Source organism: Micromonospora sp. NPDC047756, from assembly GCF_055587245.1.
In genome coordinates, this window is record NZ_JBVJGQ010000003.1 from 335896 (window position 1) to 362433 (window position 26538).

The window sequence follows — 26538 nt, forward strand, 5'->3', positions numbered from 1 at the left end:
TCGGGGCTGGGACTTGTGCTGCACCCCACCCGGGATGTCACCGAGGTGGTCGGGATCATCGAACGGTGGGCGACGCGTCACCACAAGACGTTGTACGTGCGCGAGGAGGATCAGCACCGGGTCCCGTCCTCGGTCGAACCGGTGCCGGGGGACCAGGTGGCGTCCCGCGCCGACGCGCTGATCAGCATCGGCGGCGACGGCACCATGCTGGGTGCGCTGCGATCCGCCGTTCTCAACCCGAAGCCGGTGCTCGGCGTACACCTGGGTCGGGTGGGTTTTCTCGTCGAGATCGAACCGCCGGGGCTGCCCGAGGCGCTGAGCCGGCTGCTGTCGAGAGATTTCACGATCGAGTCGCACGCCTGCCTCGCCTGTGACGTGTGCGGTGACGACGTGGTGGCGTTCAACGACATCGCGTTGGTCCGTCAGCCGGGCGCCGGGTTCGTCAGCGTCACGCTCGCCATCGACGGCCAGCAGTACGGCTACTACCGCAGCGACGCCGTCGTGGTCGCGACCCCGATCGGCTCGACGGCGTACAGCTACGCGGCGGGTGGTCCACTGATCTCCCCCGCGGCGGACTCGGTGGTGATCACCCCGGCGGCGCCGATGGCCGGCATCTCCCGGGCGGTGGTGCTCTCCCCGAACGAGAAGATCCGGTTGGAGTTGCAGCCCAACTCGTCGCCGGTCGTCGTGGAGATGGACGGGTTGGTGTTCCGCGACGCCGCGACGGAGGGGGCGGTGGACATCTCGTACCGGCGCGACGCCGGTCTGGTGGTCCGCTTCGACCCGCTGCGTTACCAGGAGCGCAACCAGTTGAAGATGACGCTGCTCGACCTGCCGTTCCTCCCCGAACAGCTCCGCGAACTGCTCCCCGAAGAGCTACGCCGACGCGGCCAGGAACTCCCCCCACCCGCCGACCCCCCACCCTGCTAACCCCCCCACCCCCCACCCCACCCCCCACCCCACCATTGACCATCGTCGATCATGGAGTTATTGCCATGACACGCCGTGTCGAATGGCAATAACTCCATGATCAACTGCCACGGGGCGGGAGAGGGTGGGGACTGGGGGGCTGCGGGGTTAGGGCTGGGTTAGGGCTTGGTCTACCAGGTTTTTGGCTTCTTCCTGGATCTGCTTGAGGTGGTCGGGGCCCTGGAACGACTCGGCGTAGATCTTGTAGACGTCCTCGGTGCCGGACGGACGGGCGGCGAACCAGCCGGACTCGGTGCTGACCTTGAGGCCGCCGATCGCCGCGCCGTTACCGGGCGCGGTGGTCAACGTCGCGGTGATCGGCTCGCCGGCCAGCTCGGTGGCGGTGACCTGCTCCGGGGAGAGCTTGGCGAGCACGGCCTTCTGCTCCCGGGTGGCCGGAGCGTCGATCCGGGCGTACGCGGGCGCGCCGAAACGCTCGGCCAGCTCCGCCCAGTGCTCGCTCGGGCTGCGGCCGGTGGTGGCCTGGATCTCGGCGGCCAGCAGGCAGAGCAGCAGGCCGTCCTTGTCGGTGGTCCACGTCGAGCCGTCACGCCGCAGGAACGACGCCCCGGCGCTCTCCTCGCCACCGAAGCCGACCGCGCCGTCGAGCAGGCCGGGCACGAACCACTTGAAGCCGACCGGCACCTCCAGCAGCGGCCGACCCAGGTCGGCGGCGACCCGGTCGATCATCGACGAGGAGACCAGGGTCTTGCCCACCGCGGCGTCCGGGCCCCATTCGGTGCGGGTACGGAACAGGTGACCGATCGCCACCGCCAGGTAGTGGTTGGGGTTCATCAGCCCGGCGTCCGGGGTGACGATGCCGTGCCGGTCGGCGTCGGCGTCGTTGCCCGTGGAGATCTGGTAGTCGGCCCGCGCGGCGATCAGCGACGCCATCGCATTCGGCGAGGAGCAGTCCATTCGGATCTTGCCGTCGCCGTCCAGGGTCATGAACCGCCAGGTCGGGTCGACGTTCGGGTTGACCACTGTCAGATCCAGGCGGTGCCGCTCGGCGATCTCACCCCAGTACGCCACGCTCGCCCCGCCCAACGGGTCCGCGCCGATGCGGATCCCCGCATCGCGGATCGCGTCGATGTCGATCGCCGCCGGCAGGTCGTCGACGTAGCTGGCGAGGAAGTCGTACTCCCCGGTGGTGTCGGCGGCCCGCGCCCGCGCGTAGGTGATCCGGCGGACCTCCTTGAGCCCGGCGGCGAGGATGGCGTTGGCCCGGTCCTGGATCCACCTGGTCACGTCGGTGTCGGCCGGCCCACCGTTCGTGGGGTTGTACTTGAAACCGCCGTCGTCGGGCGGGTTGTGCGACGGGGTGATGACGATGCCGTCGGCGAGCCCGCTGGTCCGCCCACGGTTGTGGGTGAGGATCGCGTGCGACAGCGCCGGGGTCGGGGTGTAACCGTCGCGGCTGTCCACCAGCACGGTGACCCCGTTGGCGGCGAGCACCTCCAGGGCGTCCACCGCGGCCGGCGCGGAGAGCGCGTGGGTGTCCCGGGCGAGGAAGAGCGGCCCGTCGAGCCCCTGTTCGCGCCGGTAGTCGCAGAGCGCCTGGGTGACCGCCAGGATGTGGTCGGAGTTGAACGCGTTGCGCAGGCTGGAGCCACGGTGGCCGGAGGTGCCGAAGGAGACCTGCTGGGCCGGGTCCGCGGGGTCCGGATGCTCGGCGTAGTAGGCGGTCACCAGGCGCGGCACGTCGACCAGGTCGGCGGGCTCGGCGGGCTGGCCGGCACGGGGGTGGGTCACTGCGGGATCCTCCTCGGGGAGTGCCTGTCGGTCACGGCTCGACCTTCTGGCCCTTGCCGATCACCACGATGCCGTTGTCGGAAACGGTGTAACGCTGCCGGTCCTTCTCCAGGTCGACGCCGATCTCGACGCCCTCCGGGACGAACACGTTCTTGTCCAGGATGGCCCGCCGGACCACCGCGTGCCGGCCGATCTCCACACCCTCCATCAGCACCGAGCCCTCGACGTGCGCCCAGGAGTGCACCCGCACCTTCGGCGACACGATCGAGTTCTCCACCAACGAGCCGGAGATCACCACGCCCGGGGAAACCATCGAGCCGACCGCTCGGCCGACCCGCTCACCCCACTGGTGGACGAACTTCGCCGGCGGCCACGGCAGCTGCTCGGTGTAGATCGGCCAGTCGAAGTTGTACATGTTGAAGACGGGGTGCACGTTGATCAGATCCATGTGCGCGTCGTAGAACGAGTCGAGCGTCCCCACGTCGCGCCAGTAGCCGCGATCGCGGTCGGTGCTGCCCGGCACCTCGTTGTCGCGGAAGTCGTAGACGTTCGCCTCGCCGCGCTCGACGAGCATCGGGATGATGCTGCCGCCCATGTCGTGCTTGCTGGACTTGTCTTCGGCGTCGCGCTCGACCGCCTCGCAGAGCGCCCGGGTGGTGAAGACGTAGTTACCCATCGAGGCGTAGATCTCGTCCGGCGCGTCGGGCAGGCCGACGGCGTCGGTGGGCTTCTCGCGGAACGCCCGGATCCGCTTGCCGTCCTCGCCGACCTCGATGACGCCGAACTGGTCGGCCATCGACAGCGGCTGGCGGATGCCAGCGACGGTCACCGCCGCGCCGGAGGCGATGTGGTCCTCCACCATCTGCCGCGGGTCCATCCGGTAGATGTGGTCGGCGCCGAAGACGATCACGTAGTCGGGCTGCTCGTCGTTGATGAGGTTGAAGCTCTGGTAGATGGCGTCGGCCGAGCCGGCGAACCACCACGGGCCACGACGCTGCTGCGCGGGCACCGGGGTGACGTAGTTGCCGAGCAGCGTGGACATCCGCCAGGTCTTGGTGATGTGTCGGTCGAGAGAGTGGGACTTGTACTGGGTCAGCACGACGATCTTGAGATAGCCGGCGTTGGCCAGGTTGGAGAGGACGAAGTCGACCATGCGGTACATCCCGCCGAACGGGACGGCCGGCTTGGCCCGATCCGTGGTGAGCGGCATCAGGCGCTTGCCCTCCCCACCCGCCAGGACGATCGCGAGCACCTTGGCAGCCATGCCACGACGCTATCCACCCGCGTCCCACTTCACCACTCGTACGGGGAGTCTTCTGCACTAGGGTGCGCACATGACCGACTCCTCCCCGGCCACCGGATCCCTGCGCGTCGATCTGCTCACCCGCGAGTACCCACCGGAGGTCTACGGCGGCGCGGGCGTGCACGTCGAGTACCTGGCTCGGGAGTTGCGCGGCCTCGCCGACGTACGGGTGCACTGCTTCGGCCTGCCGCGCACCGAGCCGGGCGTCACCGCGTACGCCGAACCGCCGGGTCTGACCGGCGCGAACGCCGCGCTGCGCACGATGGGCGTGGACCTGGAGATGGCCGCCGGCGCGGCCGGCACCGACGTGGTGCACAGCCACACCTGGTACGCGAACCTGGCCGGCCACACCGCGAAGCTGCTGCACGGGGTGCCGCACGTGGTGACCGCGCACAGCCTGGAGCCGCTGCGGCCGTGGAAGGCCGAGCAGCTCGGAGGCGGTTACGCGCTCTCCTCCTGGATCGAGCGCACCGCGATGGAGGCCGCCGACGCGGTGATCGCGGTCAGTGGCGGGATGCGCAACGACGTGCTCACCGCGTACCCGCAGATCGACCCCGACCGGGTCCGGGTGGTCTACAACGGCATCGACACCGTCCAGTACGCCCCGGATCAGGGCACCGACGTGCTCGACCGGCTCGGTGTCGACCCGTCCCGCCCCAGCGTGGTCTACGTGGGCAGGATCACCCGGCAGAAGGGGCTGCCGTACCTGCTGCGGGCCGCCCGGGAGTTGCCGGCGGACACCCAGCTCGTCCTGCTGGCGGGCGCGCCGGACACCGCCGAGATCGCCGCCGAGGTGGAGGAGTTGGTCGCCGAGCTGCGGGCCAACCGTTCCGGCGTGGTCTGGGTGGCCGAGATGCTGCCCAAGCCCGAGGTGATCCAGGTGCTGACGCACGCCACCGTGTTCGTCTGCCCGTCGGTCTACGAACCGATGGGCATCGTCAACCTGGAGGCGATGGCCTGCGAGACGGCCGTGGTGGCGACCGCGACCGGCGGCATTCCCGAGGTCGTGGCCGACGACGAGACCGGCCTGCTGGTGCCGATCGCGCAGGCCACCGACGGCTCCGGCACCCCGTTGGAGCCGGAGAAGTTCGTGGCCGACCTGGCGGCAGCGGTCAACACACTGCTCGCCGACCCGGCGCGCACCGAACGGTTCGGCCTGGCCGGCCGCCGGCGCGCGGTCGAGCACTTCTCCTGGGACGCCATCGCCCGGCAGACCCTGGAGGTCTACCGCTCGGTCGGCGCGGCCTGAGGGGGACCGACGTCAGATCGACGTTCCCGGCGGCGACTTGAACAACGAGGTCGCCTCGTCGCAGTGACCACCACGCCCGTCCCGTAGCGCGCTCGCGGCGATGCGGATCAGGTCGATGTTGACCCCGGCGGCACCACTCGGGTCGTGCACCTTCAGTTTCACGTCGAGGCTCACCGCTGTCGCACCCCAGCCCTGGGCCTCCAGGTTGAGGTGCGCCACCTTCTGCGAGCGCAGGTGCGGCAGGTAGCCGAGCGGGGCGACCTCGACGCTGTCGGCGGCCCGGCCTTTCGGCAGCGCGTTGAGCTTGGACCGCATCTTGGTGTCGGGGTTCTCGACCAGGTTGCGGAAGTCCTCGGTGCCGCCCAGGTTGACCTGGTAGGAGCTGACCAGGGTGAGGCCGCGTTCCTCAAGCAGCCGTAGCAGCGCCTTGTGCAGCACCGAGGTGCCGAACTGGCTGGCCAGGTCGTCGCCGAGCAGCGGCAGACCGGCCGCCTCGAACCTCTCCATCCGGCGTGGATCGCGGGCGACCGGGTCGGCGGTGGTGTTGATGAATGCGAGGCCCGCCGTGTGAGCCGCCTCGGCGTACGCCTGAGCGGTCTCCGGCCGGCCGCTGGGCGCCGAGTAGAGCAGCACCTCCGCGCCCGCCAGAGCCGCCGCCACCCGCGGCACCTCGGTCGCGTCGACGAGGCCCTTCGTGACCGGTACGCCCGCTGTGGGCAGGTCGCAGTCCAGCCGGGGGAAGTTGTTGGGTGCCAGGAAGATCGCCTCGGTCAGGTCCCGACCGACCTTCTCCTCGGAGGTGGCGAAGGCCGCGACGATGTCGATGTCCCCCACCCCGAGCCCGTCGATCGCCGGCCTGCGGATTCCGACCAGGCTGCCGCTCTGACGGTGGAGAGCCAGCCCCTGCACCAGTGCCGACGTGTTGTTACCGACCCCGACAACCGCGACCCTCACCCGTTCGAACATGGCGGGAGGCTACGTCACCTCCGCCCGTCGCGCCGGTACGCAACGGAGTGTGACCTCCGCGCGAGGAACACCGCGGCGAGCGTGATGTCCCTGAGTCATCACGATGCCCCTGTGTCATCAGGCTCACCGCGACGTCCGTCCCCCGGACTCGACCCGCCGAGGCGAGCGACGGGCCCGGTTCGGGGAGAGCCCGACCGCCGGCTGGCAGGCTTGGCCGCGCGCGAACGGATCTCGCGCAGTAGGTTGGCGGAGTGACTGGACGGTTCCCGATCGAAGACGTCTCCCCCGTCGTCTCGTGCGGGCGATACCCGGCCAAGGCGGTGGTCGACGAGCCGGTTCCGGTGTCGGCGCGCGCCTACCGGGAGGGGCACGACGCGCTGGGCTGCAACGTGGTGTGGGCTGGTCCGGACGGCGCGGGCCGGCCGTTCACCCGGATGCGCCCCGGCGAGCCCGGCCAGGACCGCTGGCACGCCACCATCGCACCGGACGCCGTCGGCGCGTGGACCTTCTCCGTCGAGGCGTTTCAGGACCCGTACCTGACCTGGCAGAACGCGGTGACCAAGAAGATCGCCGCCGGGCAGGGGCCGGAGGACCTGGCCAACGACCTGGCCGAGGGCGCCCGGGTGCTCGCCGCCGCCCGGCACCTCGTGCCGACCGCCGACCGGCCCCGCGTCGCCGATGCGCTCACCGCGCTGGTCGACACCGACCTGCCGCTGGCCCAACGGGTCGGTCCGGCGCTGGCCCTGGCCGACCTGCTCTGGGAGCACCCGGTGCGGGAGTTGGTCACCGCCGGTGAGACGTACTCGATCTGGGTTGACCGCAAACGGGCGCTCTACTCGGCCTGGTACGAGTTCTTTCCCCGCTCGGAAGGCGCGGCGGGCGGGCGGTCCGGCACCTTCGCGACCGCCACCGAGCGGCTGCCAGGGGTGGCCGCGATGGGCTTCGACGTGCTCTACCTGCCGCCGATCCACCCGATCGGCCGGGTCAACCGCAAGGGCCCGAACAACGCGCTCACCGCCGGGCCGACCGACGTGGGCTCACCGTGGGCGATCGGCGCCGCCGAGGGCGGCCACGACACGATCCACCCCGACCTGGGTACGCCGGCAGACTTCCGGGCCTTCACCCAGGCGGCGGCGGCACAGGGCCTGGAAGTGGCGATGGACCTGGCGTTGCAGTGCGCGCCGGACCACCCGTGGGTCACCGAGCACCCGGAGTGGTTCACCACCCGCGCCGACGGCAGCATCGCGTACGCGGAGAACCCGCCGAAGAAGTACCAGGACATCTACCCGGTCAACTTCGACAACGACCCGGAGGGCATCCGGGCCGAGGTGCTGCGGGTGGTGCTGCACTGGGTCGGCGAGGGCATCCGGATCTTCCGGGTGGACAACCCGCACACCAAGCCGTTCGACTTCTGGCACTGGCTGATCGCCGAGGTCAAGAAGATCGACCCGGACGTGCTGTTCCTGGCCGAGGCGTTCACCCGGCCGGCCATCATGCACGGCCTCGGCAAGATCGGCTTCACGCAGTCGTACACCTATTTCACCTGGCGCACGACGGCCGCCGAGATGCGGGCGTACTGCGAAGAGTTGATCGAGGCGGCCGACTACATGCGGCCGAACTTCTGGCCGAACACCCCGGACATCCTGCACGAGTCGTTGCAGCACGGCGGCCCGCCGATGTTCAAGATCCGGGCGGTGTTGGCCGCGCTGCTCTCCCCCTCCTGGGGCCTGTACGCGGGCTACGAGCTGTTCGAGCACGTGGCCCGGCCGGGCGCCGAGGAGTACCTGGACAACGAGAAGTACGAGCTGCGACCCCGGGACTGGGCCGCGGCGGAGGCGCAGGGCCGTTCGCTGGCACCGTTCCTGACCACCCTCAACCGGGTACGCCGGGACAACCCGGCCCTGCACCAGCTCCGCAACCTGCGCTTCCACGAGATCGACAACCCGGCGTTGCTCTGCTGGTCGAAGCATGACCCGGAGACCGGCAACACGGTCATCGTGATCTGCTCGTTCGACCCGCGCGTCGTGCAGTGGGGCAACACCACGCTCGACATGCCGGCGCTCGGCTTCGACTGGCACGAGCGGTTCACCGTGTACGACGAGCTGACCGGCACGAGTTACGACTGGGGTCAGCGCAACGCGGTACGCCTCGACCCGTACCTGCAACCCGCGCACGTGCTGACCGTGCGCCGCCCGGTCGCGCCCGCCGCGCCGGATCCCGCCGGCGCCGAACCGGCGGACCTCACCGTCGCCGACGTCCCGGAGGAGCTGTCCGGCGGCACCGCGCCGACGATCCCGGTGCCGACTCCGCCCCGCCGGTCCGGCCCCGTTCCGACCCCTCCGCGCCGGTCGACCGCCCGCCGGTCCGCCCCGGCACCGACCGATGCCGCACCGAAGGACGACCGATGGACCAGCTGATCTCCGGCGCGACGCACGACCCGCACGCGCTGCTCGGCGCGCACCCCGCCGACGACTCGACGACGATCCGCACGATGCGACGGGGCGCCGGCGACGTCGCGCTGCTCGTCGGCGACGAACGGCACCCGATGAAGCGGGTGCACGACGTGGGCGTCTTCGAGGCACAGGTCGACGGCACGGTGCTCGACTACCGGCTGGAGGTCGACGGGACCACCCACGACGACCCGTACCGCTACCCGCCGACCCTCGGTGAGCTGGACCTGCACCTGATCCGTGAGGGCCGGCACGAGCGGCTGTGGGAGGCGCTCGGCGCCCGGGTCTTCGACGAGGGCGTGGCGTTCAGCGTCTGGGCGCCCAACGCCCGTGGGGTGCGGGTGATCGGCGACTTCACCGGCTGGGGCCCCGACGACGGCTGGCCGATGCGGTCGCTCGGCTCCAGCGGGGTGTGGGAGCTGTTCGTGCCCAACGCCCGGGTCGGAGCCCGCTACAAGTACCGGGTGCTGGGCGCAGACGGGCAGTGGCGGGACAAGGCCGACCCGCTCGCGGCGTACGCCGAGGTGCCGCCGGCCACCGCCTCGGTGGTGCACCACTCGACGTACCGGTGGAACGACGCGGACTGGCTGGCCCGCCGGGCCGAACGGCAGCCGCACCAGGAGCCGATGAGCGTCTACGAGGTGCACCTCGGCTCGTGGCGGCCCGGCCTGGGCTACCGCGAGCTGGCCGAGCAGCTCACCGCGTACGTCACCGAGCTGGGCTTCACGCACGTGGAGTTCCTGCCCGTGATGGAGCACCCGTTCGGCGGCTCCTGGGGCTACCAGGTGACCGGCTACTACGCGCCGACCTCCCGGTTCGGCGACCCGGACGAGTTCCGCCACCTGGTGGACCGGCTGCACGAGGCCGGCGTCGGCGTCCTCCTGGACTGGGTGCCCGCGCACTTCCCGAAGGACGAGTGGGCCCTGGCCCGGTTCGACGGCACCCCGCTCTACGAGCACCCCGACCCGCGGCGCGGCGAGCACCCCGACTGGGGCACGTACGTCTTCGACTTCGGCCGCAACGAGGTCCGCAACTTCCTGGTCGCCAACGCGCTCTACTGGTGCGACCAGTTCCACGTCGACGGGCTGCGGGTCGACGCGGTCGCCTCGATGCTCTACCTGGACTACTCCCGCAACCACGGCGAGTGGGCCCCCAACAGGTACGGCGGCCGGGAGAATTTGGAGGCCATCGCGTTCATGCAGGAGGTGAACGCGACGGTCTACAAGCACCACGCCGGCGTCGTCATGATCGCCGAGGAGTCCACCGCCTGGCCGGGGGTCACCCAGTCCACCGCCGGCGGAGGGCTGGGCTTCGGGTTCAAGTGGAACATGGGCTGGATGCACGACACCCTGCTCTACACCTCGAAGGACCCGATCTACCGCCAGCACCACCACCACCAGCTCACCTTCTCCTTGGCGTACGCCTGGAGCGAGAACTACGTGCTGCCGATCAGCCACGACGAGGTGGTGCACGGCAAGGGCTCACTGGCCGGCAAGATGCCCGGCGACACCTGGCAGCGGCTGGCGAACGTGCGGGCGCTGCTGGCGTACATGTGGGCGCACCCCGGCAAGCAGCTGCTCTTCATGGGCTCCGAGATGGCCGACGACCGGGAGTGGAGCGAGGAGCGCGGCCTCGACTGGTACCTGCTCCACGACCCGGCCCGCGCCGGTGTGCAACGACTCGTCGGTGACCTCAACCGGGTCTACCGGGACACCCCGGCGCTCTGGGCGCAGGACACCGAGCCGGCGGGCTTTCGCTGGATCGCCGGCGACGACGTCGCCAACAACACCGTGTCGTTCGTCCGGATCGCCCCGGACGGCTCGACGCTGGTGTGCGTGGCGAACTTCTCCGCCCAGCCGCTGCACGACTACCGGATCGGCCTGCCGGCCGGCGGCACCTGGCAGGAGGTGCTCAACACCGACGCGCACCACTACGGCGGGTCCGGGGTGGGCAACCTGGGCGAGGTACGGGCCGAGGACGTGCCGTGGCACGGGATGGTGGCCTCGGCGGCCCTCCAGGTGCCGCCGCTGGGTGCCGTCTGGCTCCGCCAGAGCTGATCCCGCCAACTGCGTAGACGCCCCCAGAACGGCCCGCTCCGCTCGTACGCCGCGATCTGCTCGCCCTGTAGGCGCGCGGTCACGTCTCTGTCCACGTCCGCGTCGCTCCCCGTCCGCTGCTCGCGCGGGTCGGAGGGAACCGTAACGGGCGGTAGGGCAACCATCCGCTGCAGTTGAAAGGACAGAGCCTTACCGAGGATCGGCGCGGCCTTGTACTAGCGTTGACGCTGTGAGCAATCGTCCTGCGATGTACGAGCCGATGACGGTGGCACGCTTGGGCGTCCTGCTCGCCGGGGTCGACGACTCCAGGCGGTGGCGTCTGGTGGCGGAGTTTCTGGAGGAGTACAGCTGGGAAGCGTCCGAGCGTCGCGCTGACTTGCTGATCCAGGAGCCAGCGCCGACCGGTGACGATCATTGGGACGTCTTCCTCGCGGCGCTGACGGAGTACCTCGCCGCCCGCGACGGGCGCGGCGCTGCCTCGTGGGTCGAGACGCGGTCGCTACGGCGGTTCTGGTTCCCCTTCAACACTCGCGCCGCCCGCGTCGACGCCGTGGTGCACTCGCCTGCGGCGTTCCGGCGCCGTGGGGTGTTCATCTCCCCACAGGAGTTGAAGGTCGCGTGAGCGCCGACGATCCGCTGCTGGACCGTACTGCCATCGAGGACGCCTTCCGGAGGCTCGGTGACCGGCTGGCGAAGCGAGGTGTGATCGCCGACCTGTACACATCTTCGGTGGAGCTGCAATGGCGCTGGCCTACGACGCCCGTCGGGCGACCCGGGACATCGACGCTGTGTTTCAGCCGCACGGCATCGTGCTCGACGAAGCGCGGGCCGTCGCGGATGAGCTCGGGCTGCCGCGGTGGTGGCTGAACATCCGCTTCCTGGTGGAGCACCTCGGGCTGAACAACCCCGAAGAGGTCCTCGACCTCTGCGCCGAGATCTTTCCGGACGAAGAGGTCCCCGGCCGGGCGAGACTTGTCCTCGAAGACGTGTTCGACGGCCGATAGCTCAGCGGGGCTGACGGTCAGACCAGGCCGGCGTCGCGGAGCAACTGCCAGAGGCCGGCGCCGTCGGGGGCGGACAGCCACTTCTGCCCCACCGGCCCCGACGACGGGCGGCCGGCCGGGGCGGGCAGGGTGCCGGCCAGCACCGACTGCGTCGGGGAGAGCCGGCGGATCGCCACCCCGGCGACGTTCTCCGGGTGGGCGGCGGCGAACTCCCGGTAGATCTCCTGGTCGTGCTGGCCGTCGTCGCCGACGAGCAGCCAGCGCACGTCGGGGAACTCCTTGGCCAGCCGGGCCAGGGTGGACCGCTTGTGTTCCATGCCGCTGCGGAACCAGCGGTCGGCGGTCGGGCCCCAGTCGGTGAGCAGCAGCGGCCCGGCCGGGTAGAGGTGGCGGGACAGGAAGCGGGTCAGGGTCGGGGCCACGTTCCAGGCGCCGGTCGAGAGGTAGAAGACCGGTGCGCCGGGATGCGAGGTGACCAGCCGCTCGTAGAGCACCGCCATGCCGGGAACCGCGTTGCGGGCGTGCTCGTCGAGCACGAAGGTGTTCCATGCGGCGAGCAGCGGCCGGGGCAGCGCCGTCACCATCACCGTGTCGTCGATGTCGGAGATGATGCCGAACCTGACCTCCGGGTCGAGGATGCGCACCGGGGCGTCGACGGGCTCGGCGTCCGGGACGCTAAGCCGGACCGTACCCCAACCGGGCGGCAGGTCCGCCTCGACCAGGGTGTCGACGAACCCGCTGCGGTCGGCCCGCGTCTCGTGGCGCACCCCGCCGGCCTCGATGGTCACCGTCACGTGCTTGTTGGGCAGCGTCGTGAAGCTGCGCCAGCCGCGAACCTTGTCGAGCCGACCCCGTTGACGCGTGTCCGGACGGCCCAGCAGCACCCGACACATCACCCGCACCCAACCCGGCGCGCCATAACCGGTGTACGCGACGATGTTGACCCGCCAGCCGGTGCGCCGCAGCCGGCGCTCGACGAGCTGGTGCACGGCGTCCTCGATCCGCGCAGCCCGGTGCAGGTTCGGAACGGCCAGTTGGCCGGCGGGAGTGGGTGGCACCCGCCAACCCTGCCACACGTCGACAGCCACGGCCACGCGAGCCGACCCCGGCCGCGCCGATCCGGCCCGGACGTCCGTGCGGCCCACCCAGCCCCACCGGGCTGCGCCGATCGGCCTCGGCGGCCCGGCCGAACGTGAAACACTCCGGTCGGGACGACGACGGGGGCGTTGGTCGTGTCGCATCCAGAGCAGCACCGTGGGCGATGGCGCCCGCGACTCGATCGACCGGCGCTCGCCGCGCTGCTGTTCGGGCTCGCCGGTGTCGTCTACCGGCTGGTCCTGACGCTGTTCACGGTGCCGGTGTCGAACAGCGACGAGGCGACGTTCGGTCTCGCCGCGCTGCACATCGGGCAGGGCCGGGAACGCCCGGTCTTCCTCTACGGCCAGCACTACATGGGGATGTTGGAGTCGTACCTGGCCGCTCCCCTGGTGGCGGTGGCCGGGCCGAGCTGGCCGGTGCTGCGCCTGCCGATGCTCGCGCTGTACGCGATCTTCCTCTACCTGATCCACCGGTTGACCCGCCGCCTCTGCACCCCGTGGTTCGCCGCGTTCGTGGTGGGTCTGCTGGCGCTCGGGCCGGAGCGGGTGGTGCGCGACCAGCTCACCGTCGTCGGCGGGCGGCCGGAGGTGAAGCCGGCGGTGCTGCTGATGCTGCTGATCACCGTGGGGCTGGCCGCCGGCACGGTCCACCGCCGACGGTTGGCGGTCGGCCTGTTCGGGCTGCTCGTCGGGCTGGCCGTCTGGTCGGACTGGCTGATCCTGCCGTACCTCGCGGTCGCCGGGTTGGCCCTGATCTGGGCGGTACGGGGGGAGCTGCTCGGCTGGTCCGGTCTGCTGCTGGTGGCGGGGACGGTCGTCGGCGTGGCCCCGATGATCGTCGACAACCTGCGGGCTGGGCCGGGTGACGACTCGCTGTCGGTGTTCCGCGAGGTCAGCACCAAGGTCGGCCCGCAGCCGCCGTGGTCCGACCGGATCCGGGGCGGCCTGCTGGAGGGCGTGCCGCTGGCGCACGGGCTCTGCCCGGTGGACGGTTGCGGACGCTGGCAGCAGTGGTTCGGTGTGGTGTACCCGGTGCTGCTGCTGGCCGGCGCGGCGCTCGCTGTGCTCGCGTACCGTCGCGCCGCCGGGGCGCCGCGGGCGGAGTGGGTCGGACGCGGGGCCGGCGGGCTACGGGGGGATCGGGTCGGGCCCGTCGTGCAGCTCGCGCTGGTCGCCGGCGCGACGTTGACACTGCTGTCGTACGTGCGCAGTCCGCTCGCCGCGACCAGCCCGCTGGACAACGCCCGCTACCTGTCGGTGCTGCAACTGTCGTTGCCGGCGGTGCTCTGGCCGCTCTGGGTGGCGGCGCTGACCGCCTGGCGGGGCACCAGCAGCGTGCTGGGGCGGTTCACCGGCGCGCTGTCCGCCGCGGTGCTGGCCGCCCTGACCGTGACCACCCTGGTGATCACCGTGCTGTTCGCGGCCACCGGCACCGCGGCGTCGCGGACCGAGGAACGCCAGGCCCGGGAGCTGGCCGCCGCGCTGCGCGCCGACGGACCCCATGAGGTGTACGGGGACTACTGGACCTGCAACCGGTTGATCTTCAACACGGACGAGTCGGTGGTCTGCGGGGTGCTCGACGGGAACCTGTCACCGGGGCAGAACCGCTACCGACCGTACTGGCGGCAGGTGGGGCGGGCGGAGCGGCCGGGCTACGTGGTGGAGATCGACTCGCCGATGGACCGGCGGTTGCGGAGGCTGCTGGCCGACCGGGCCGACGCCGCGCCGGTGCGGGAGGTCGGCGGCTATCGCGTGTACCACCCCGACACCCCGGTGCGGCCCTGGCGGTAGGCGCTGGTCGTACGCTGGCCGGGCCGGCGCGTGGGGCGCCGCCGTTTCGCCCGTCGAGGAGACCCATGCTCATCCTGTTGCCGCCCTCGGAGGGAAAGGCCGACGCTGGCACCGGACGGCGTTGGGCCGCGGACCGACTCTCGCTGCCCGAGCTGAACCCGGCCCGCGAGCGGGTGCTGGACGCCCTGGTGGCGCTGAGCGCCGGGCCGGACGAGGCGGTCGCGCGGGCGGCGCTCGGCCTCAGCGAGGGCCAGCGGGGCGAACTGCGGCGCAACGCCCGGCTGCGGGAGGCGGCCACCGCGCCGGCCGAACGGCTCTACACCGGGGTGCTCTACGAGGCGTTGGACCTGGCCTCGTTGCCGGCCACGGCGCAGCGGGCAGCCCGCCGGTCGATCCTGATCAGCTCCGGGCTGTGGGGCGCGGTGCGACTGGCCGACCGGATTCCGCCGTACCGCTGCCCGATCGGCGCCCGCCTGCCCGACGTCGGGGCGCTGTCGACGTACTGGCGCAGGGAGCTGACGCCGACGGTGGACGGCGCGGCCGGACGCGGCCCGGTGCTGGACCTGCGCTCCGGCGCGTACGCGGCCACCTGGACGCCGCGCGGTGAGCTGGCCGAGCGCACCGTCACCGTCCGGGTGCTGCACGAGCGGGAGGTCGACGGCGTGCCGGTCCGATCGGTGGTCAGCCACTTCAACAAGGCGACCAAGGGGCGGCTGGTCCGGGACCTGCTCGTCGCCGACGCCCGACCGCGCACCGCGGCGGAGCTGGTCGGCACGCTGCGGGAGCTGAAGCACACGGTGCTGGAGCAGCCTGCCGCTCCCGGACGGGTGCGGCAGGTGGATCTGGTGGTCACCGACCTTTAGCGGCACCGCAGCCGCAAGATTTGCTCAAGGCTGGGCCGGAGGAGTTCCGTAACGGCGTGGCAGGGGCCACGGTAGGGCAACCCAGACTCCGACAAGGGAGCCTCCGTTGACCCACGAACCCGCCCTGCTCGACCGGCCGCACACCCCGACCACCCCATCCCCGTTGGGCTGGCTGACCCTGGGCGACGCGTTCGAGGCTGCCTGCCTGCTGCGCTGCACACCACCACCGACCGCCGCCCGGCCCAGCGCGGTCCGGGCCGAGCACACCGCCGGGGTGGAGTTCAACCGGGAGGACGCCGCGCAGCGGATGCGGCAGCTGCTCAACCGGCTGGACATCCCGGTCACCCACGAGGTGGCCGTCGGCGGCCTGCGTCGCCGCTACGAGCTGCACCGGCTGTGGGTGCCCCGGGAGCACCAGGGCGCGTACACCCGGATGTTGGACGCGGGCTGGTGGCAGGGGCGACGGGAGCTGCTCGGCGGGCCGCTGCCCGGTGCCTCACCGGCCCGCCGACGGTTGGTGACCCGCCTGGCGGAGGCGGCCTGGCGCTCGGCGTTGCTGGCCGCCGGGCGGCACGTCCGTCGGCACATCCTCGGTGTCCGGCTCACCGACCGGGAGCTGGCCGCGGTGCTGATCCGGGGAGCGGCCGTGCTCGACGTACCGGCCCGGCTCCGCCCCGGCACCGGTTGCTTCCTGGTCAGCGTGGCCGACGGCCCGGACCGGCAGCGGATCCTGCGCAGCGCGGCGTTGGAACCGGCGCGCGGCCCGATGGCGGAACCCGGGACGGCGACGGCGCGCGGGGTGACCCCGGCGTCCACACGGGGCGTGGGCATGACGCCGGCAGGTCGCGCGGCCTGCTGAGCGGGCCCGACCGCCGGAGCGCATCGCCAACCCGGGCTTGCGCGCACCCGCCCGACGGCGCACAGTGCACCGCGTGAGTCGTACCTCGTCCCGCCGCGCCGGCCCGGCCACCCTGTTGACGGTGCTGCTGATCGCGAACCTGGCCATCGCCAGCTGCCGGGACACGCCGACCGAGCCGACGTCGATCCGGATCGCCACCGGCAGCCCCACCGCTGTCTACTACGCGTTCGGGCAGTCCCTGGCGGCCATCCTCAACCGGGAGCTGCCCGGCGTACGGGCCAGCGTGGTGGTCACCGCCGCCTCGGCGGAGAACGTGCGACTCGTCGGCTCCGGCGGGGCCGAGCTGGGCTTCACCCAGGCCGACGTGCTGCCCACCAGCACGGCGGGAAGCCCCACTGTCGACGCCGTCGCCCGGGTGTACGACGACCAACTGCACCTGATCACCACGAGCGGCGGCCCGGTCCGCACCGTCGCCGACCTGCGCGGCCGGCGAGTCTCCGTCGGCGCGGCCGGCTCGGGCACCGAGATCACCGCGACCCGGCTGCTGGAGGTGGCCCGCCTCGGTGGTGACGGGGTACGCCGGGAACGGCTCGGACTGGACGACTCGGTGGCGGCGCTGCGCTCCGGGCGGATCGACGCGTTCTTCTTCTCGGGCGGGTTGCCGGTCCGCGGCATCGAGGAGTTGGCCAAGGCCAGCGCCATCCGGATCCTAGACCTCAGCGAGTGGACCGAGCCGCTGCGCTCACGGTACGGCCAGGTCTACGTCTCCCGCGACATCCCCCGCTCGGTGTACGGGGTGGACGCGGTGACCACCGTGGCCGACCCGAACTACCTGATCGTCCGGGCCGACCTGCCGGAGCCGCTGGTCCGTGAGGTGACCCGGCTGCTGATGGAACGCCGGGCTGAACTGGCCGCAGCCCACCCGGCGGCGGGACGGATGAGCCCTCGCTCGGCGATCGTCACCGCGCCGCTGTCGCTGCACCCCGGCGCCGCGTCCTGGTACCGCGCCACCAAACCGTGACGGCTGGTCCTCACCGCGCCGGGGTCGGTCGCAGGTCGCCGGCCGATTCCTCCGCCGCCGGCTCCACCGGGAGGGCCGGTGCCGGGAACCACAGGGCGGCGATGAGCCCCCGCGACTCCCCCGGGCGCATGGTGAGGCGTCCGTCCGAGGCGTCCACCAGCACGGCGGCGATGGTCAGACCGAGCCCCGCGCCGTCCACGTTCTGCGCGTCCGGGGCCCGCCAGAACCGCTCGGTCGCCTGGCCGAGCTGACTCTCGGTCATGCCGGGGCCGGAGTCGCGGACCTCCAGCGTCACCCCGCCGTCGCGGCGGTCCACCGTCACCGTCACCGCCCCGCCCGCCCCGCTGAACTTCACCGCGTTGTCGATGAGGGCGTCCAGCGCCTGGTCGACGGCGGTCGGCACGGTCTGCGCGTACGCCGGGGCGTCGGTCGTGGCCAGCCGCAACGCGACCGACCGGTGCCGGGCCAACGGCGCCCACGCGGCCACCCGGGAGGCGGCCACCGCGGCGGCGTCCACCGTGACGCGCTCGTTCTCCTCCCGTTCCGCCCGAGCGAGGGTCAGCAGCGCGTCGAGCACCAGCGCGAGCCGGTCGGTCTCCTCCAGGGCCAGCCGGTGCTCGGACCGACCGTCGGCGTCGGTGAGGCTGGGCCCCAACTCCTCCACCCGCAGCCGCAGCGCGGTGAGCGGGTTGCGCAGCTGGTGGCTGGCGTGCGCGACGAAGGCACGCTGCCGGTCCATCACGTCGGAGACCACGTCGGCCATGTGGTTGAAGCTGGCCGCGAGGCGGCGCAGCTCCGGCGGGCCCAGCCGGTGCTGCACCCGGGCGCCCCGGTCGCCCTCGGCGATCTCGTGGGTGACCGCGTCCAGCTCGGTGACCGGGCGCAGCACCCAACCGGCCAGCCCGAACGCGGTGAGCACACAGGCCAGCACGGCGAGCAGACCGGCCAGGGCGAGCAGCAGCCACCACGCGACGACGGCTCGGCGGATCGGGCCGGCCGGGGTCACGATCACCACCGCGCCGAGCACCTCACCGCCGTCGTTGATCGGTACCGCCACCACCACGGGGTCGGTCGTCCAGGGCCAGACCGACTCGGGGGCGCTGGTCTGCTGCCCGGACAGCGCGACGTCCAGCACCGTCGTGGTCCCCGGGCTGGCCTGCCAACCCGGCGACGAAACCGGGATGTTCCGGTCCCGGTCGACGATCGCGGCGCTGATCGCGTACAGGTCGTCGTAGCTGGTCAGCTCCGACTCGATCGGACCGGGCCCGCCGTCACGCAACGCCGGTCCGGCCAACGAGGCGAACCGGGTCGCGTCGGCGAGCCGGTCGGCGCGGACCCGTTCGGTCTCGCGGCTGGCCATGGTGGCGGCCAGTGGGGTCTCCAACGCGATGAGGACGAGGACCATCAGCAGCAGATAGCTGATCACCAGGCGACGGCGCACGTCAGCTCCTCACGCGTCGCGCAGTCGGTAGCCGACGCCACGGACGGTCTCCACCAGGCGGGCGTCGCCGAGCTTGCCGCGCAGCGACCCGACGTGCACCTCGACGGTGTGCCGGTCGGCCCAGGTGGTGCCCCAGGCGTCGAGCAGGATCCGATCGCGGGGCACCGCCACCCCGGGCTGGCGGGCCAGCGAGAGCAGCACGTCGAACTCCTTGCGGGTCAACGTGACGTCACGGCCGTCGACGGTCACCGTCCGCGCGGCCACGTCGATGCGGACCGGCCCGGCCTCGATGAGGTGCCGCTCGGGCGCGGCGTTCGCGGCGCGGCGCAACACCGCCTCTATCCGGGCCTGCAACTCCACCATCGAGAACGGCTTGACCACGTAGTCGTCCGCGCCCAGGCGCAGACCCAGCACCCGGTCACGTTCCTCACCCCGGGCGGTCACCGCGATGATGCCGAGCTGGCTGCTGCGCCGGCGCAGCTCCCGGCACAGGTCCGTGCCGTCCCCGTCGGGCAGGGTCAGGTCGAGCAGCACCAGGTCACAGGGGGCGGCGGAGAGCGCGGCGGCGACGGTCGCGGCGTGCTCGACCTCGTACCCCCGGCGGGTGAGGGCGGAGGACAGCGCAGCGGCCACCCGGCGGTCGTCCTCCACCAGCAGGATCCGCACCCGTGCCCCCGTCCCTCGCAGCGCTGTTCTGCGAATGGTGGCAGAAGTCCGTGCGGACCGGGAGGCCGCCCACCCGTGCCGGGCGGGCTACCCACGCCCTAGAGGCCGAAGGTGTCGTCGGCGGTGGCGTCCCGGACGCCGTCGGTGAAGCCGCGGAAACCCGGGTCCTCGTGGCTGGCCGGCACGCTGGTGACGGTGACCCCGCCGGCCTGGGTGACGGCGTCGACCAGGGGCGGGTAGTCGATCTCGGCGTCCTGGAAGGCGTCGTCGTCCGCCTCCGCCAGGTTGATCACGTACTGCACGTCCTCGGACGGGGTGTCCGGGTCCTCGGCCCACTCACCGCCGGCCCGGTAGCACTCGTCGTACAGCGCCCGCTGGCTGTCGGTCCAGTCGTCGTCGTAGCTCTGCATCGCCCATCCCTCCGCGGCCGTTGACCTGAGCATGCCCGGCGGGAGGCGACGGGCGCGGCGGTACCGGCGAAAACCGGGCGGGCGCGCCGACCACCGGCCCGTACGCTGGTGTGGTGATCTACAAACTGCTGTCGAGCGCCGAGTGGGACGACGCCCTCGCCGCCGGCGCCTTCACCGGCTCCGCGGTGGACCGGCAGGACGGGTTCATCCACCTCTCCGGGGCCGACCAGGTGGTCGAGACGGCGCGACGGTACTTCACCGGGGCGACCGGGTTGACGATGCTCAGCGTCGAGGAGGAACGCCTCGGCGACGCGCTGCGGTGGGAGCCGTCGCGCGGCGGGCAACTCTTCCCGCACGTGTACGGCCCGCTGCCGGTCGAGGCGGTGCTGGCGGCGCGGGCGTTGCCGGCGGACCTTCCGGTCGCCGACGCGGTGGCCGCTCTACTGGGCTGACCCGGTGGCCGCCCTCCCACCGGCAGACACGGACGCGCCCGACCCGACAGTGTCGGGCCGGGCGCGATGCCGTAGCGGCGGCGCTCAGCGGCAGAGCTGGTCGCCGCCCTTGACGGGGCTCAGCGGCAGAGCCGCTCGATCTCCTGCTGGAACCGGTCCATCGGGTTCGCCTCGGCCGGGCCGAGCAGGTAGGTCTTCAGCTCCCGGCGGGCCTCGGTCATCGGGTCGTCACCGGCCCGGGTGACCGACACGATCTTCTCCAGCTCGCCGCAGTCCTTGGAGAGCAGGTACGCGGCCCGCGCCGTCGGGTACTCGCGGCGGAAATCGTCCTCGGGCATGCCGGCCGGGTTGGCCACCACGTACGGCCGCTGGCTCTGCACGAAGTCGGACACCACACTGGACACGTCGCTGATCAGCAGATCGGTCTGGTTGAAGCAGTCGAACAACGCCGGCGTGCGGCCGGTGACCACCAGGTGCTCGGTGCCGTCCAGCGACGACGCGTCCGGGTTGCCGCCGGCCGTGCGGATCGCGGTGACGATCCGCTCGTGCACGGCCTTCGCCGCCTTGGACCGCGACCCGGTGAGCGGGTGCGGCTTGTAGATCAGGCGCACCCGGGGATTCGTGGCCAGCAGCCCCTTGACGATCTTCTCACCCATCAGCACCAGTGAGGTGTGGTACGGGTCGTCGTCGAGCCACCCCTCCCAGGTGGGCGCGTAGAGCACCGTGAACGGCCGGTCCACCGACTCCGCGCCGAAGGTGTGCACCCCGGCGAGCTGCGGCCGGCCGATCTCGACGATGTCCGAGTCGAGCACACCCACGCCGGCCCGCGCGTAGCGCTCCCGGCCGGCCAGGCCGGCGACCCAGACCTCGTCGTACACCTTGCTGTAGGGGTTGACGCTGGCCTGCTTGTCGCTGTCGCCGTGCCCGACGAAGACGTGCTTCGTACCCGGCTCGCGGAGCATGTGGATGTTCGCGCCGACGTTCGCGGCGTAGAGCGCCGCGCGGATGCCACCGAGGTCGAGATTCATGAAGTCGACGCCGGCCGGTACGCAGATCACCGGCAGCCGGGTGTCGGCCAACTCGAGGAACGCTTCCCGGCTGCGCATCAGCACCACCGCGCGCTGCTGGAGCGCCTCGGTCGGGGCCAACCACATGTTCGCCTGGTAGACGTCCTTGGCCGGGCCGGCGAAGTAGAGCGCGACCTCCGGCCGGTAGTTGTCCATCCAGCGCTGGACCGCCGGCAGCAACGGACCCTGCCCGCTGCCCCGGCCCCGCAGCCAGGTCAGCGCGATGATGGCGCCCACCAGACCCGTCGCGACGACCGCCACCGCGGCGGCCGCGAAGAACGGCGTCGGATCGTGCTGCACCGCGGCGGCCACGCCGGCCGGCACCAGCAGCAGGTTGAGCAGAGGCATCCGGTCACCGGCGACCGCCGCCGCCCAGGCGGGCGGCTGGGGGGCGCTGGACAGTGGACCCAGCTCGATGTTGCGCACCATGGCGGAGAGCGGGTTACGACGGTCGATCATGGTGGAGAGCGCACCCGCGAAGACCGACACGACCCACACCGCGGCCGGCAGCACCAACAGGAGGGTCAGCTCGCCGCCGCTGAGGCGCACCTCGGCGACGACCAGCAACACGGCGGCGAGGTCGCGGGTCAGCTGCCGGTACGACCAGTGCAGGCCCACCTTCTCCAGCAGCACCTGTGACGGCGGTGACCAGCGGGCGACGGCGAACTCGCCGATGATGGCGGCCAGCCCGGCGACGGCGAACAGGCCGACCCAACCGAACACGCCACCGACGAGCATGACCAGGTAGGCCAGTACCAGTAGCGCACTCTGGGCGGCCACCCCGAGGCGTCCTGTCAACGTGCCGAACAACGAATTTCGCTCCCTACTAGATCGGTTACGGGCAGGGCCCGGATTCGTCACGGCAACACCCGACAAGGACAGACCGAGGCGTCGCGCCCGGTCCGCCGCCCATCACCGTGAGTAACTGTTGCGGAACTGGACAAATGTCGACAGCTGGCAGCCTCAACCCATGTCCGAACTCCCGCATGACAGCCCGCACGGCGGCGACCGAATCCCCTACGCGCCGCTCGCGCCCCTATGACCTTAACGCGAGCGGACATCGGGGTGTCGTTCAGGTATCAATGCCCTTTCCGGTTACAAACTCGGTAGCCGTACGTCCAGCGCTCTCCGCCCGTGCGCTGTGGACCAGAGTGGGTGCCAGGGGTTCAGCCGCGCCGGAAACAGGTCATCGCTCCCGGCCGTTTACGACTGGCGAACTGCTGGAAACCCAACTGCGGAGCCAGATCCCGGGCCACCTGGTTGCCCGAGTAGACACAGATGGTGGTGACGTTGAGCCGCTCGATCGCCCCGGCCAACTCCGGCAGCGGCGCGAGTTCGGGCTTGCCGTTGGCGAGCGCGACCAACTTCAACCGGTCCTGGGCGAACGGCGAGTCGATGCCGTAGTCGGGCAGGTAGCGGTCGTTGGGGCTGACCACCCGCATTCTGCTGGTCACCATCGGTGCGGTGTGCATGAGGGTGGACGGGGCCAGCACCACGCCGTCCGGCCGGTCGAGCCGCGTCATCCAGAAGACGATCAACTTGCGCTGCTGAGGCAGCTTCCAGACCGGCTGTTCGTGCACCGTCACATAGCTCTTCGCCGACCACATGGGCGTGCCGACGAGGGCGAAGCCAGCGACCAGTGCCACCGCGATCGCGACGCTCCCGAACACCCGCAGGCGCGGCAGGTCGACGGTGCACAGGATGCCGATCACCGCCGGGAGGGCGAACATCCACGGCATCCGCCACAGCACGACGCCGATGCCGGTCAGGCTGTTGAGCGCCTCGAGAACGCCGGGGAAGAGCAGCACGCTCATCGCCAGTGTGCTGCCCGCGACGAGCAGTTGGGGCGTCCGCCGACGAACGACCAGGGGGCCGAGCCACAGGGCCAGGCCACCGATCACGCCGAGCACACCGAACAGGATGGTCCGCCGGTAGGTGACCTCGGCGTCGTAGAAGGCCGCGGCGGCGTTCTCGGTGATGGGACCGGCGTTGAGCCGCGACCAGATCGTCGCGCCGATGGGGTAGACCAGCGCCGCCGCACCGGCCAGGAACGCGTCCCGCCAACGGCCGACCACCATCATCGCGAACGCCGCGCCGCCGACCAGCAGCGGGAGGACGATGGCGGAGGTGGTGGAGAGACCGGTGGCCACGATGGAGAGCGCGGCGATGAGCAGCAGACCGCGGCGGGAACGCGAGTCGAACCATTCGGTCAGGTAGACCCACATCAGCGGGACGACCGCCGCCACGAACATGGTCTTGCCCTGGTGCAGCCTGGTCAGGTGGAAGGTGCCGAGGGCAGCGTCCTCGCCGGCGACCAGGTAGAGGTAGGCCACCGCGACGGTGAAGGCGAGCACGGCGCGGCGTGGAGCCCAGCGCTGCACCAGCCGCCACAGGGCGAGCACCGCCACGACGGACATGACCGGCGTCACGATGTACCACGTGGCGGAGGCGGCGTGCAGGTCGAAGACGTGGGCGAACGCGCCGTAGAAGACCTCGATCGAGGGCACTGGCGGCTGGGAGTTCATCGCGGGCGCGACACCGTCGGTGAACAGGAAGTCCCGCAGGGGCACCTCGTCGCGTTCCGCCACCCAGACCGACTTACCGAGGAAGAAGGCGTCGTCGACGGAGTTGCGGGCGAAGAAGAGCCCCGAGATCGCGGCCGAGACGGCAACGATCAGTGCGTACGCCGACGAGAGCGGAGTCGTGACGGCCGCCGGGGCGTCGCCGGCCGGGGTGGCGAGCCAGCGACGTCGGACCAGCACCATGGCCCCCGCCGCGGCGAGCGCGCCGAAGCCGCCCGGGATCCACCAGGGGATGCCCTCGCCGACGCCGTCGTTGACGGTGGTCAGCCCTGCCGTGACCGCGGCGACCGTGCCCGCGCCGAGCACCAGGGCGAGCAGGGGACGCGGATACGCCAAAACGGCGCCCTCGACAGCCTCCTGACCCACGGCAGCGGCGGAAGACGCACGGCCCCGGCGGCGGCGCCACAGCCAAGCCCCGAGCACCACCAGACAGCCGGCGATCCAGATCAGGAACGTCGTCGACGGCGCCAGGCCGAACAGGAAGGCCAGGTGGTAGAGCACGGTCCAGAGCGCGAACGCCAGCACCGCGCCATCGGTGAGCAGCACCGGGGCGGCCGCGACCAGCGCGCGGACCCGGGCCGCCGGGGCCCGGCCGGTGCCGTTGGAGGGCTGGGGAGCCTGGTCGGACCTTGGCGCTGGGTCCGAACCGGTGGGCGCGACGGCGATGCTGTCGACGTTGGCCACGGGTGTCCTTCTCATCAGGGGAGCAGGGCGGCTTCGGCACGGTGACGGCCGGGTGTCAATGGGGCAGCGTAGCGGAGACCGGTAGCTGAACCATTTCCGTGTGGTGGGGTGTCGCGGGCGTGGTCAGCCGGAGACCGGGGCAGCCCGCGGGCGGGGCAGCACGCTGTCGGCGCCGAGCCCCGCCGCCACGGATTCGACGAGGTTGTCGAGGTAGTCGTCGGTGAGTGGGAGACGGGCGATGGCGAGCCGCCAGTAGAGCGGCCCGACGATGAGGTCGATCGCGGCGTCCGACTCGGTGTCGGCGGGCAGCTCGCCGCGCTGCACGGCACGGACGACCAGCTGACCGCCGATCTCCTGCTGCCGGGCGTGCAGCACCTGACGCAGGGTGGCGTCGATGCTGGGGTTGCGGGCTGCCTCCGCCAGGAGATCCGGAATGATCTGCGACGCCAGTGGGTGGCGCAGCGCGTGCGCCACCGCCTGGAACAGCAGCGCGAGATCACCGCGCAGCGTACCGGTGTCCAGTGCGGGGAGCTTGCCATGCGCCGCGGCGGCGACGACCTCAAGCACCAGGTCGAGCTTCGAGCTCCACCGTCGGTAGATCGCCGTCTTGCTGACGCCGGCCCGCCGGGCCACCGCCTCGATGGAGAGCCGGCCGTAGCCGACCGCGGCGAGCTCCTGCGTCAGCGCCCGCCGGATCGCCGTGGTGATCTCGTCGCGCAGCACCGCCGCGCCGGCCGGCACCCGCCTCTTTTCGGTGGTCATCGAGGGCTCTTATCGCAGGTCACGCCGGACAGCGTAGCGCAACGACGGTACGGTTGCGTCCCGACGTGTTTCGGACTACTGTCCTCGCAGCGACGAGGCGGCGCCCCGCGCAAATTTCCCACTAGGATTCGATCGTCGCGAGCAACCCCCGTCTGCACGAAAGATCGGAGCGCCATTTCCATGGCCACCACCGCGCTGGTCGACCCCGACACGGGCCTGACCCAGGCGCAGCTGGCCGCTCGGCACGGGCTACGGGTCGCCGGTGAGCGACCCAGCCTCGTCGAGTACAGCCGCCGACTCTGGGCCTACCGGCACTTCATCGCCGCGTACGCCAACGCCAAGCTCGTCGCCTCGTACAGCAACGCCAAGCTGGGTCAGCTCTGGCAGGTGCTCACCCCGCTGACCAACGCGGCGGTCTACTACCTGATCTTCGGGGTGGTGCTGGCACAGAACAGCATCCCGAACTTCATCGCCTACCTGACCACCGGGTTGTTCATCTTCAACTTCACCCAGAGCGCGGTCCTGGCCGGCACCCAGTCGATCAGCAGCAACCTGGGGCTGATCCGGGCGCTGCACTTCCCCCGGGCCAGCCTGCCGCTGTCCACCACGATCACCCAGTTCCAGCAACTGCTGGCCTCGATGGTGGTCCTGGTCGGCATCGTGCTCGCCACCGGCGAACCGCTCACCTGGGAGTGGTTGCTGCTGGTGCCGGCCCTGCTGCTGCAGGCGGTGTTCAACGCCGGCGTGGTGCTGTTGGTGGCCCGGCTGGGCTCCAAGTCGAGCGACCTGAAGCAGGTCATGCCGTTCATCATGCGAACCTGGATGTACGGCTCCGGCGTCCTCTACAGCGTCAGCCTCTTCGACCGGCTGCCCGGCTGGGCGACGACCCTCGTGCAGTACAACCCGCTGCTCGTCTACATCGAGTTGGCGCGCTACGCGCTGCTCGAGGAGGCGCCGCTGCTCAACGAGTCGCTGACCCAGCTCTGGCTGGTCGGCGCCGGTTGGGCGCTGGTCGCCGGCATCGGCGGTTTCATCTACTTCTGGCGCGGCGAACAGGAGTACGGCCGTGGTTGAGCACTTCGACGCCCCCATC

General features: G+C 71.5%; 22 protein-coding genes. 12 read left to right on the forward strand and 10 right to left on the reverse strand.

What is annotated here, in order from left to right; all coding sequences use genetic code 11:
• Nucleotides 1-6 precede the first annotated feature (6 nt).
• Nucleotides 7-930, forward strand: a complete 924-nt coding sequence (locus tag ACZ6NZ_RS10960; RefSeq protein WP_465858413.1) for an NAD(+)/NADH kinase — start codon at nucleotides 7-9, stop codon at nucleotides 928-930.
• 147 nt (nucleotides 931-1077) lie between these two features.
• Here the strand turns inward: ACZ6NZ_RS10960 and pgm are convergent, their stop codons facing one another.
• A complete protein-coding gene (gene pgm, locus ACZ6NZ_RS10965) occupies nucleotides 1078-2721 on the reverse strand; it encodes a phosphoglucomutase (alpha-D-glucose-1,6-bisphosphate-dependent) (RefSeq protein WP_465857838.1) in 1644 nt (547 codons plus the stop codon).
• Between the two features lie 31 nt (nucleotides 2722-2752).
• Nucleotides 2753-3985 carry a glucose-1-phosphate adenylyltransferase gene (gene glgC / locus ACZ6NZ_RS10970; protein ID WP_366611621.1) on the reverse strand — a complete coding sequence of 411 codons (1233 nt, stop codon included), beginning with the start codon at nucleotides 3983-3985 and terminating at the stop codon, nucleotides 2753-2755.
• Between the two features lie 70 nt (nucleotides 3986-4055).
• Between glgC and glgA the strand changes: the two genes are divergently transcribed.
• A complete protein-coding gene (gene glgA / locus ACZ6NZ_RS10975) occupies nucleotides 4056-5273 on the forward strand; it encodes a glycogen synthase (protein WP_465857841.1) in 1218 nt (405 codons plus the stop codon).
• Between the two features lie 12 nt (nucleotides 5274-5285).
• On the opposite strand, the gene ACZ6NZ_RS10980 is transcribed toward glgA, so the two are convergent.
• Nucleotides 5286-6239 carry an inositol-3-phosphate synthase gene (locus ACZ6NZ_RS10980; RefSeq protein WP_465857843.1) on the reverse strand — a complete coding sequence of 318 codons (954 nt, stop codon included), beginning with the start codon at nucleotides 6237-6239 and terminating at the stop codon, nucleotides 5286-5288.
• Nucleotides 6240-6490: 251 nt separating this feature from the next.
• Here ACZ6NZ_RS10980 and ACZ6NZ_RS10985 point away from each other — a divergent pair, with 251 nt between their 5' ends.
• The 4 genes from ACZ6NZ_RS10985 to ACZ6NZ_RS11000 all read left to right on the forward strand — a co-directional run bounded on the left by ACZ6NZ_RS10985 (nucleotide 6491) and on the right by ACZ6NZ_RS11000 (nucleotide 11750).
• Nucleotides 6491-8656 (forward strand): alpha-1,4-glucan--maltose-1-phosphate maltosyltransferase, encoded by a 2166-nt coding sequence (locus tag ACZ6NZ_RS10985; protein ID WP_465857845.1) that lies wholly within the window; start codon nucleotides 6491-6493, stop codon nucleotides 8654-8656.
• A complete protein-coding gene (gene glgB, locus ACZ6NZ_RS10990; RefSeq protein ID WP_366611614.1) occupies nucleotides 8644-10746 on the forward strand; it encodes a 1,4-alpha-glucan branching protein GlgB in 2103 nt (700 codons plus the stop codon). Before ACZ6NZ_RS10985 ends, glgB begins: the two co-directional genes overlap by 13 nt.
• Before the next feature lie 229 nt (nucleotides 10747-10975).
• Nucleotides 10976-11368, forward strand: a complete 393-nt coding sequence (locus ACZ6NZ_RS10995; RefSeq protein ID WP_465857848.1) for a hypothetical protein — start codon at nucleotides 10976-10978, stop codon at nucleotides 11366-11368.
• A 118-nt stretch (nucleotides 11369-11486) separates the two neighbouring features.
• On the forward strand, nucleotides 11487-11750 hold the full coding sequence (locus ACZ6NZ_RS11000) for a hypothetical protein (RefSeq protein ID WP_465857849.1): 264 nt from the start codon (nucleotides 11487-11489) through the stop codon (nucleotides 11748-11750).
• Nucleotides 11751-11767: 17 nt separating this feature from the next.
• On the opposite strand, the gene ACZ6NZ_RS11005 is transcribed toward ACZ6NZ_RS11000, so the two are convergent.
• Nucleotides 11768-12808, reverse strand: coding sequence for an App1 family protein (locus tag ACZ6NZ_RS11005; RefSeq protein ID WP_465858414.1), 1041 nt, complete (start codon nucleotides 12806-12808; stop codon nucleotides 11768-11770).
• A 174-nt stretch (nucleotides 12809-12982) separates the two neighbouring features.
• On the opposite strand from ACZ6NZ_RS11005, the gene ACZ6NZ_RS11010 reads away from it, so the two are divergent.
• The 4 genes from ACZ6NZ_RS11010 to ACZ6NZ_RS11025 all read left to right on the forward strand — a co-directional run bounded on the left by ACZ6NZ_RS11010 (nucleotide 12983) and on the right by ACZ6NZ_RS11025 (nucleotide 17381).
• A complete protein-coding gene (locus tag ACZ6NZ_RS11010) occupies nucleotides 12983-14638 on the forward strand; it encodes an ArnT family glycosyltransferase (protein ID WP_465857851.1) in 1656 nt (551 codons plus the stop codon).
• Nucleotides 14639-14703: 65 nt separating this feature from the next.
• The gene (gene yaaA, locus ACZ6NZ_RS11015; RefSeq protein WP_366611608.1) at nucleotides 14704-15501 is read left to right on the forward strand and encodes a peroxide stress protein YaaA; all 798 of its coding nucleotides are present in this window, start codon (nucleotides 14704-14706) and stop codon (nucleotides 15499-15501) included.
• 106 nt (nucleotides 15502-15607) lie between these two features.
• Complete coding sequence (locus ACZ6NZ_RS11020) at nucleotides 15608-16360, forward strand: hypothetical protein (RefSeq protein ID WP_465857854.1); 753 nt, start codon at nucleotides 15608-15610, stop codon at nucleotides 16358-16360.
• A 64-nt stretch (nucleotides 16361-16424) separates the two neighbouring features.
• A complete protein-coding gene (locus ACZ6NZ_RS11025) occupies nucleotides 16425-17381 on the forward strand; it encodes a TAXI family TRAP transporter solute-binding subunit (RefSeq protein ID WP_366611604.1) in 957 nt (318 codons plus the stop codon).
• Nucleotides 17382-17391: 10 nt separating this feature from the next.
• On the opposite strand, the gene ACZ6NZ_RS11030 is transcribed toward ACZ6NZ_RS11025, so the two are convergent.
• The 3 genes from ACZ6NZ_RS11030 to ACZ6NZ_RS11040 all read right to left on the reverse strand — a co-directional run bounded on the left by ACZ6NZ_RS11030 (nucleotide 17392) and on the right by ACZ6NZ_RS11040 (nucleotide 19898).
• Nucleotides 17392-18822, reverse strand: a complete 1431-nt coding sequence (locus tag ACZ6NZ_RS11030) for a sensor histidine kinase (protein ID WP_465857856.1) — start codon at nucleotides 18820-18822, stop codon at nucleotides 17392-17394.
• Nucleotides 18823-18831: 9 nt separating this feature from the next.
• On the reverse strand, nucleotides 18832-19488 hold the full coding sequence (locus ACZ6NZ_RS11035; RefSeq protein WP_366611601.1) for a response regulator transcription factor: 657 nt from the start codon (nucleotides 19486-19488) through the stop codon (nucleotides 18832-18834).
• A 98-nt stretch (nucleotides 19489-19586) separates the two neighbouring features.
• On the reverse strand, nucleotides 19587-19898 hold the full coding sequence (locus ACZ6NZ_RS11040; RefSeq protein WP_366611600.1) for a hypothetical protein: 312 nt from the start codon (nucleotides 19896-19898) through the stop codon (nucleotides 19587-19589).
• A gap of 113 nt (nucleotides 19899-20011) precedes the next feature.
• Between ACZ6NZ_RS11040 and ACZ6NZ_RS11045 the strand changes: the two genes are divergently transcribed.
• Entirely contained in the window at nucleotides 20012-20350 is a 339-nt protein-coding gene (locus ACZ6NZ_RS11045; protein ID WP_465857859.1) for a DUF952 domain-containing protein, read from the forward strand.
• A 119-nt stretch (nucleotides 20351-20469) separates the two neighbouring features.
• Here the strand turns inward: ACZ6NZ_RS11045 and ACZ6NZ_RS11050 are convergent, their stop codons facing one another.
• The 3 genes from ACZ6NZ_RS11050 to ACZ6NZ_RS11060 all read right to left on the reverse strand — a co-directional run bounded on the left by ACZ6NZ_RS11050 (nucleotide 20470) and on the right by ACZ6NZ_RS11060 (nucleotide 25445).
• Nucleotides 20470-22227 carry a CDP-glycerol glycerophosphotransferase family protein gene (locus ACZ6NZ_RS11050; RefSeq protein WP_465857861.1) on the reverse strand — a complete coding sequence of 586 codons (1758 nt, stop codon included), beginning with the start codon at nucleotides 22225-22227 and terminating at the stop codon, nucleotides 20470-20472.
• Nucleotides 22228-22583: 356 nt separating this feature from the next.
• Nucleotides 22584-24698 carry a DUF6077 domain-containing protein gene (locus ACZ6NZ_RS11055; protein ID WP_366611595.1) on the reverse strand — a complete coding sequence of 705 codons (2115 nt, stop codon included), beginning with the start codon at nucleotides 24696-24698 and terminating at the stop codon, nucleotides 22584-22586.
• Between the two features lie 108 nt (nucleotides 24699-24806).
• A complete protein-coding gene (locus tag ACZ6NZ_RS11060; RefSeq protein WP_366611594.1) occupies nucleotides 24807-25445 on the reverse strand; it encodes a TetR/AcrR family transcriptional regulator in 639 nt (212 codons plus the stop codon).
• A 180-nt stretch (nucleotides 25446-25625) separates the two neighbouring features.
• On the opposite strand from ACZ6NZ_RS11060, the gene ACZ6NZ_RS11065 reads away from it, so the two are divergent.
• The gene (locus ACZ6NZ_RS11065; RefSeq protein WP_357200062.1) at nucleotides 25626-26519 is read left to right on the forward strand and encodes an ABC transporter permease; all 894 of its coding nucleotides are present in this window, start codon (nucleotides 25626-25628) and stop codon (nucleotides 26517-26519) included.
• Nucleotides 26520-26538 lie beyond the last annotated feature (19 nt).

Bases quoted from the DNA above. Each gene is read 5' to 3' on its own strand.
- glgC (WP_366611621.1), bottom strand. From the start codon at position 3,985: ATGGCTGCCAAGGTGCTCGCGATCGTCCTGGCGGGTGGGGAGGGCAAG.
- glgA (WP_465857841.1), top strand. From the start codon at position 4,056: ATGACCGACTCCTCCCCGGCCACCGGATCCCTGCGCGTCGATCTGCTC.
- ACZ6NZ_RS10980 (WP_465857843.1), bottom strand. From the start codon at position 6,239: ATGTTCGAACGGGTGAGGGTCGCGGTTGTCGGGGTCGGTAACAACACG.
- glgB (WP_366611614.1), top strand. From the start codon at position 8,644: ATGGACCAGCTGATCTCCGGCGCGACGCACGACCCGCACGCGCTGCTC.
- ACZ6NZ_RS11000 (WP_465857849.1), top strand. From the start codon at position 11,487: ATGGCGCTGGCCTACGACGCCCGTCGGGCGACCCGGGACATCGACGCT.
- yaaA (WP_366611608.1), top strand. From the start codon at position 14,704: ATGCTCATCCTGTTGCCGCCCTCGGAGGGAAAGGCCGACGCTGGCACC.
- ACZ6NZ_RS11040 (WP_366611600.1), bottom strand. From the start codon at position 19,898: ATGCAGAGCTACGACGACGACTGGACCGACAGCCAGCGGGCGCTGTAC.
- ACZ6NZ_RS11055 (WP_366611595.1), bottom strand. From the start codon at position 24,698: ATGAGAAGGACACCCGTGGCCAACGTCGACAGCATCGCCGTCGCGCCC.
- ACZ6NZ_RS11060 (WP_366611594.1), bottom strand. From the start codon at position 25,445: ATGACCACCGAAAAGAGGCGGGTGCCGGCCGGCGCGGCGGTGCTGCGC.
- ACZ6NZ_RS11065 (WP_357200062.1), top strand. From the start codon at position 25,626: ATGGCCACCACCGCGCTGGTCGACCCCGACACGGGCCTGACCCAGGCG.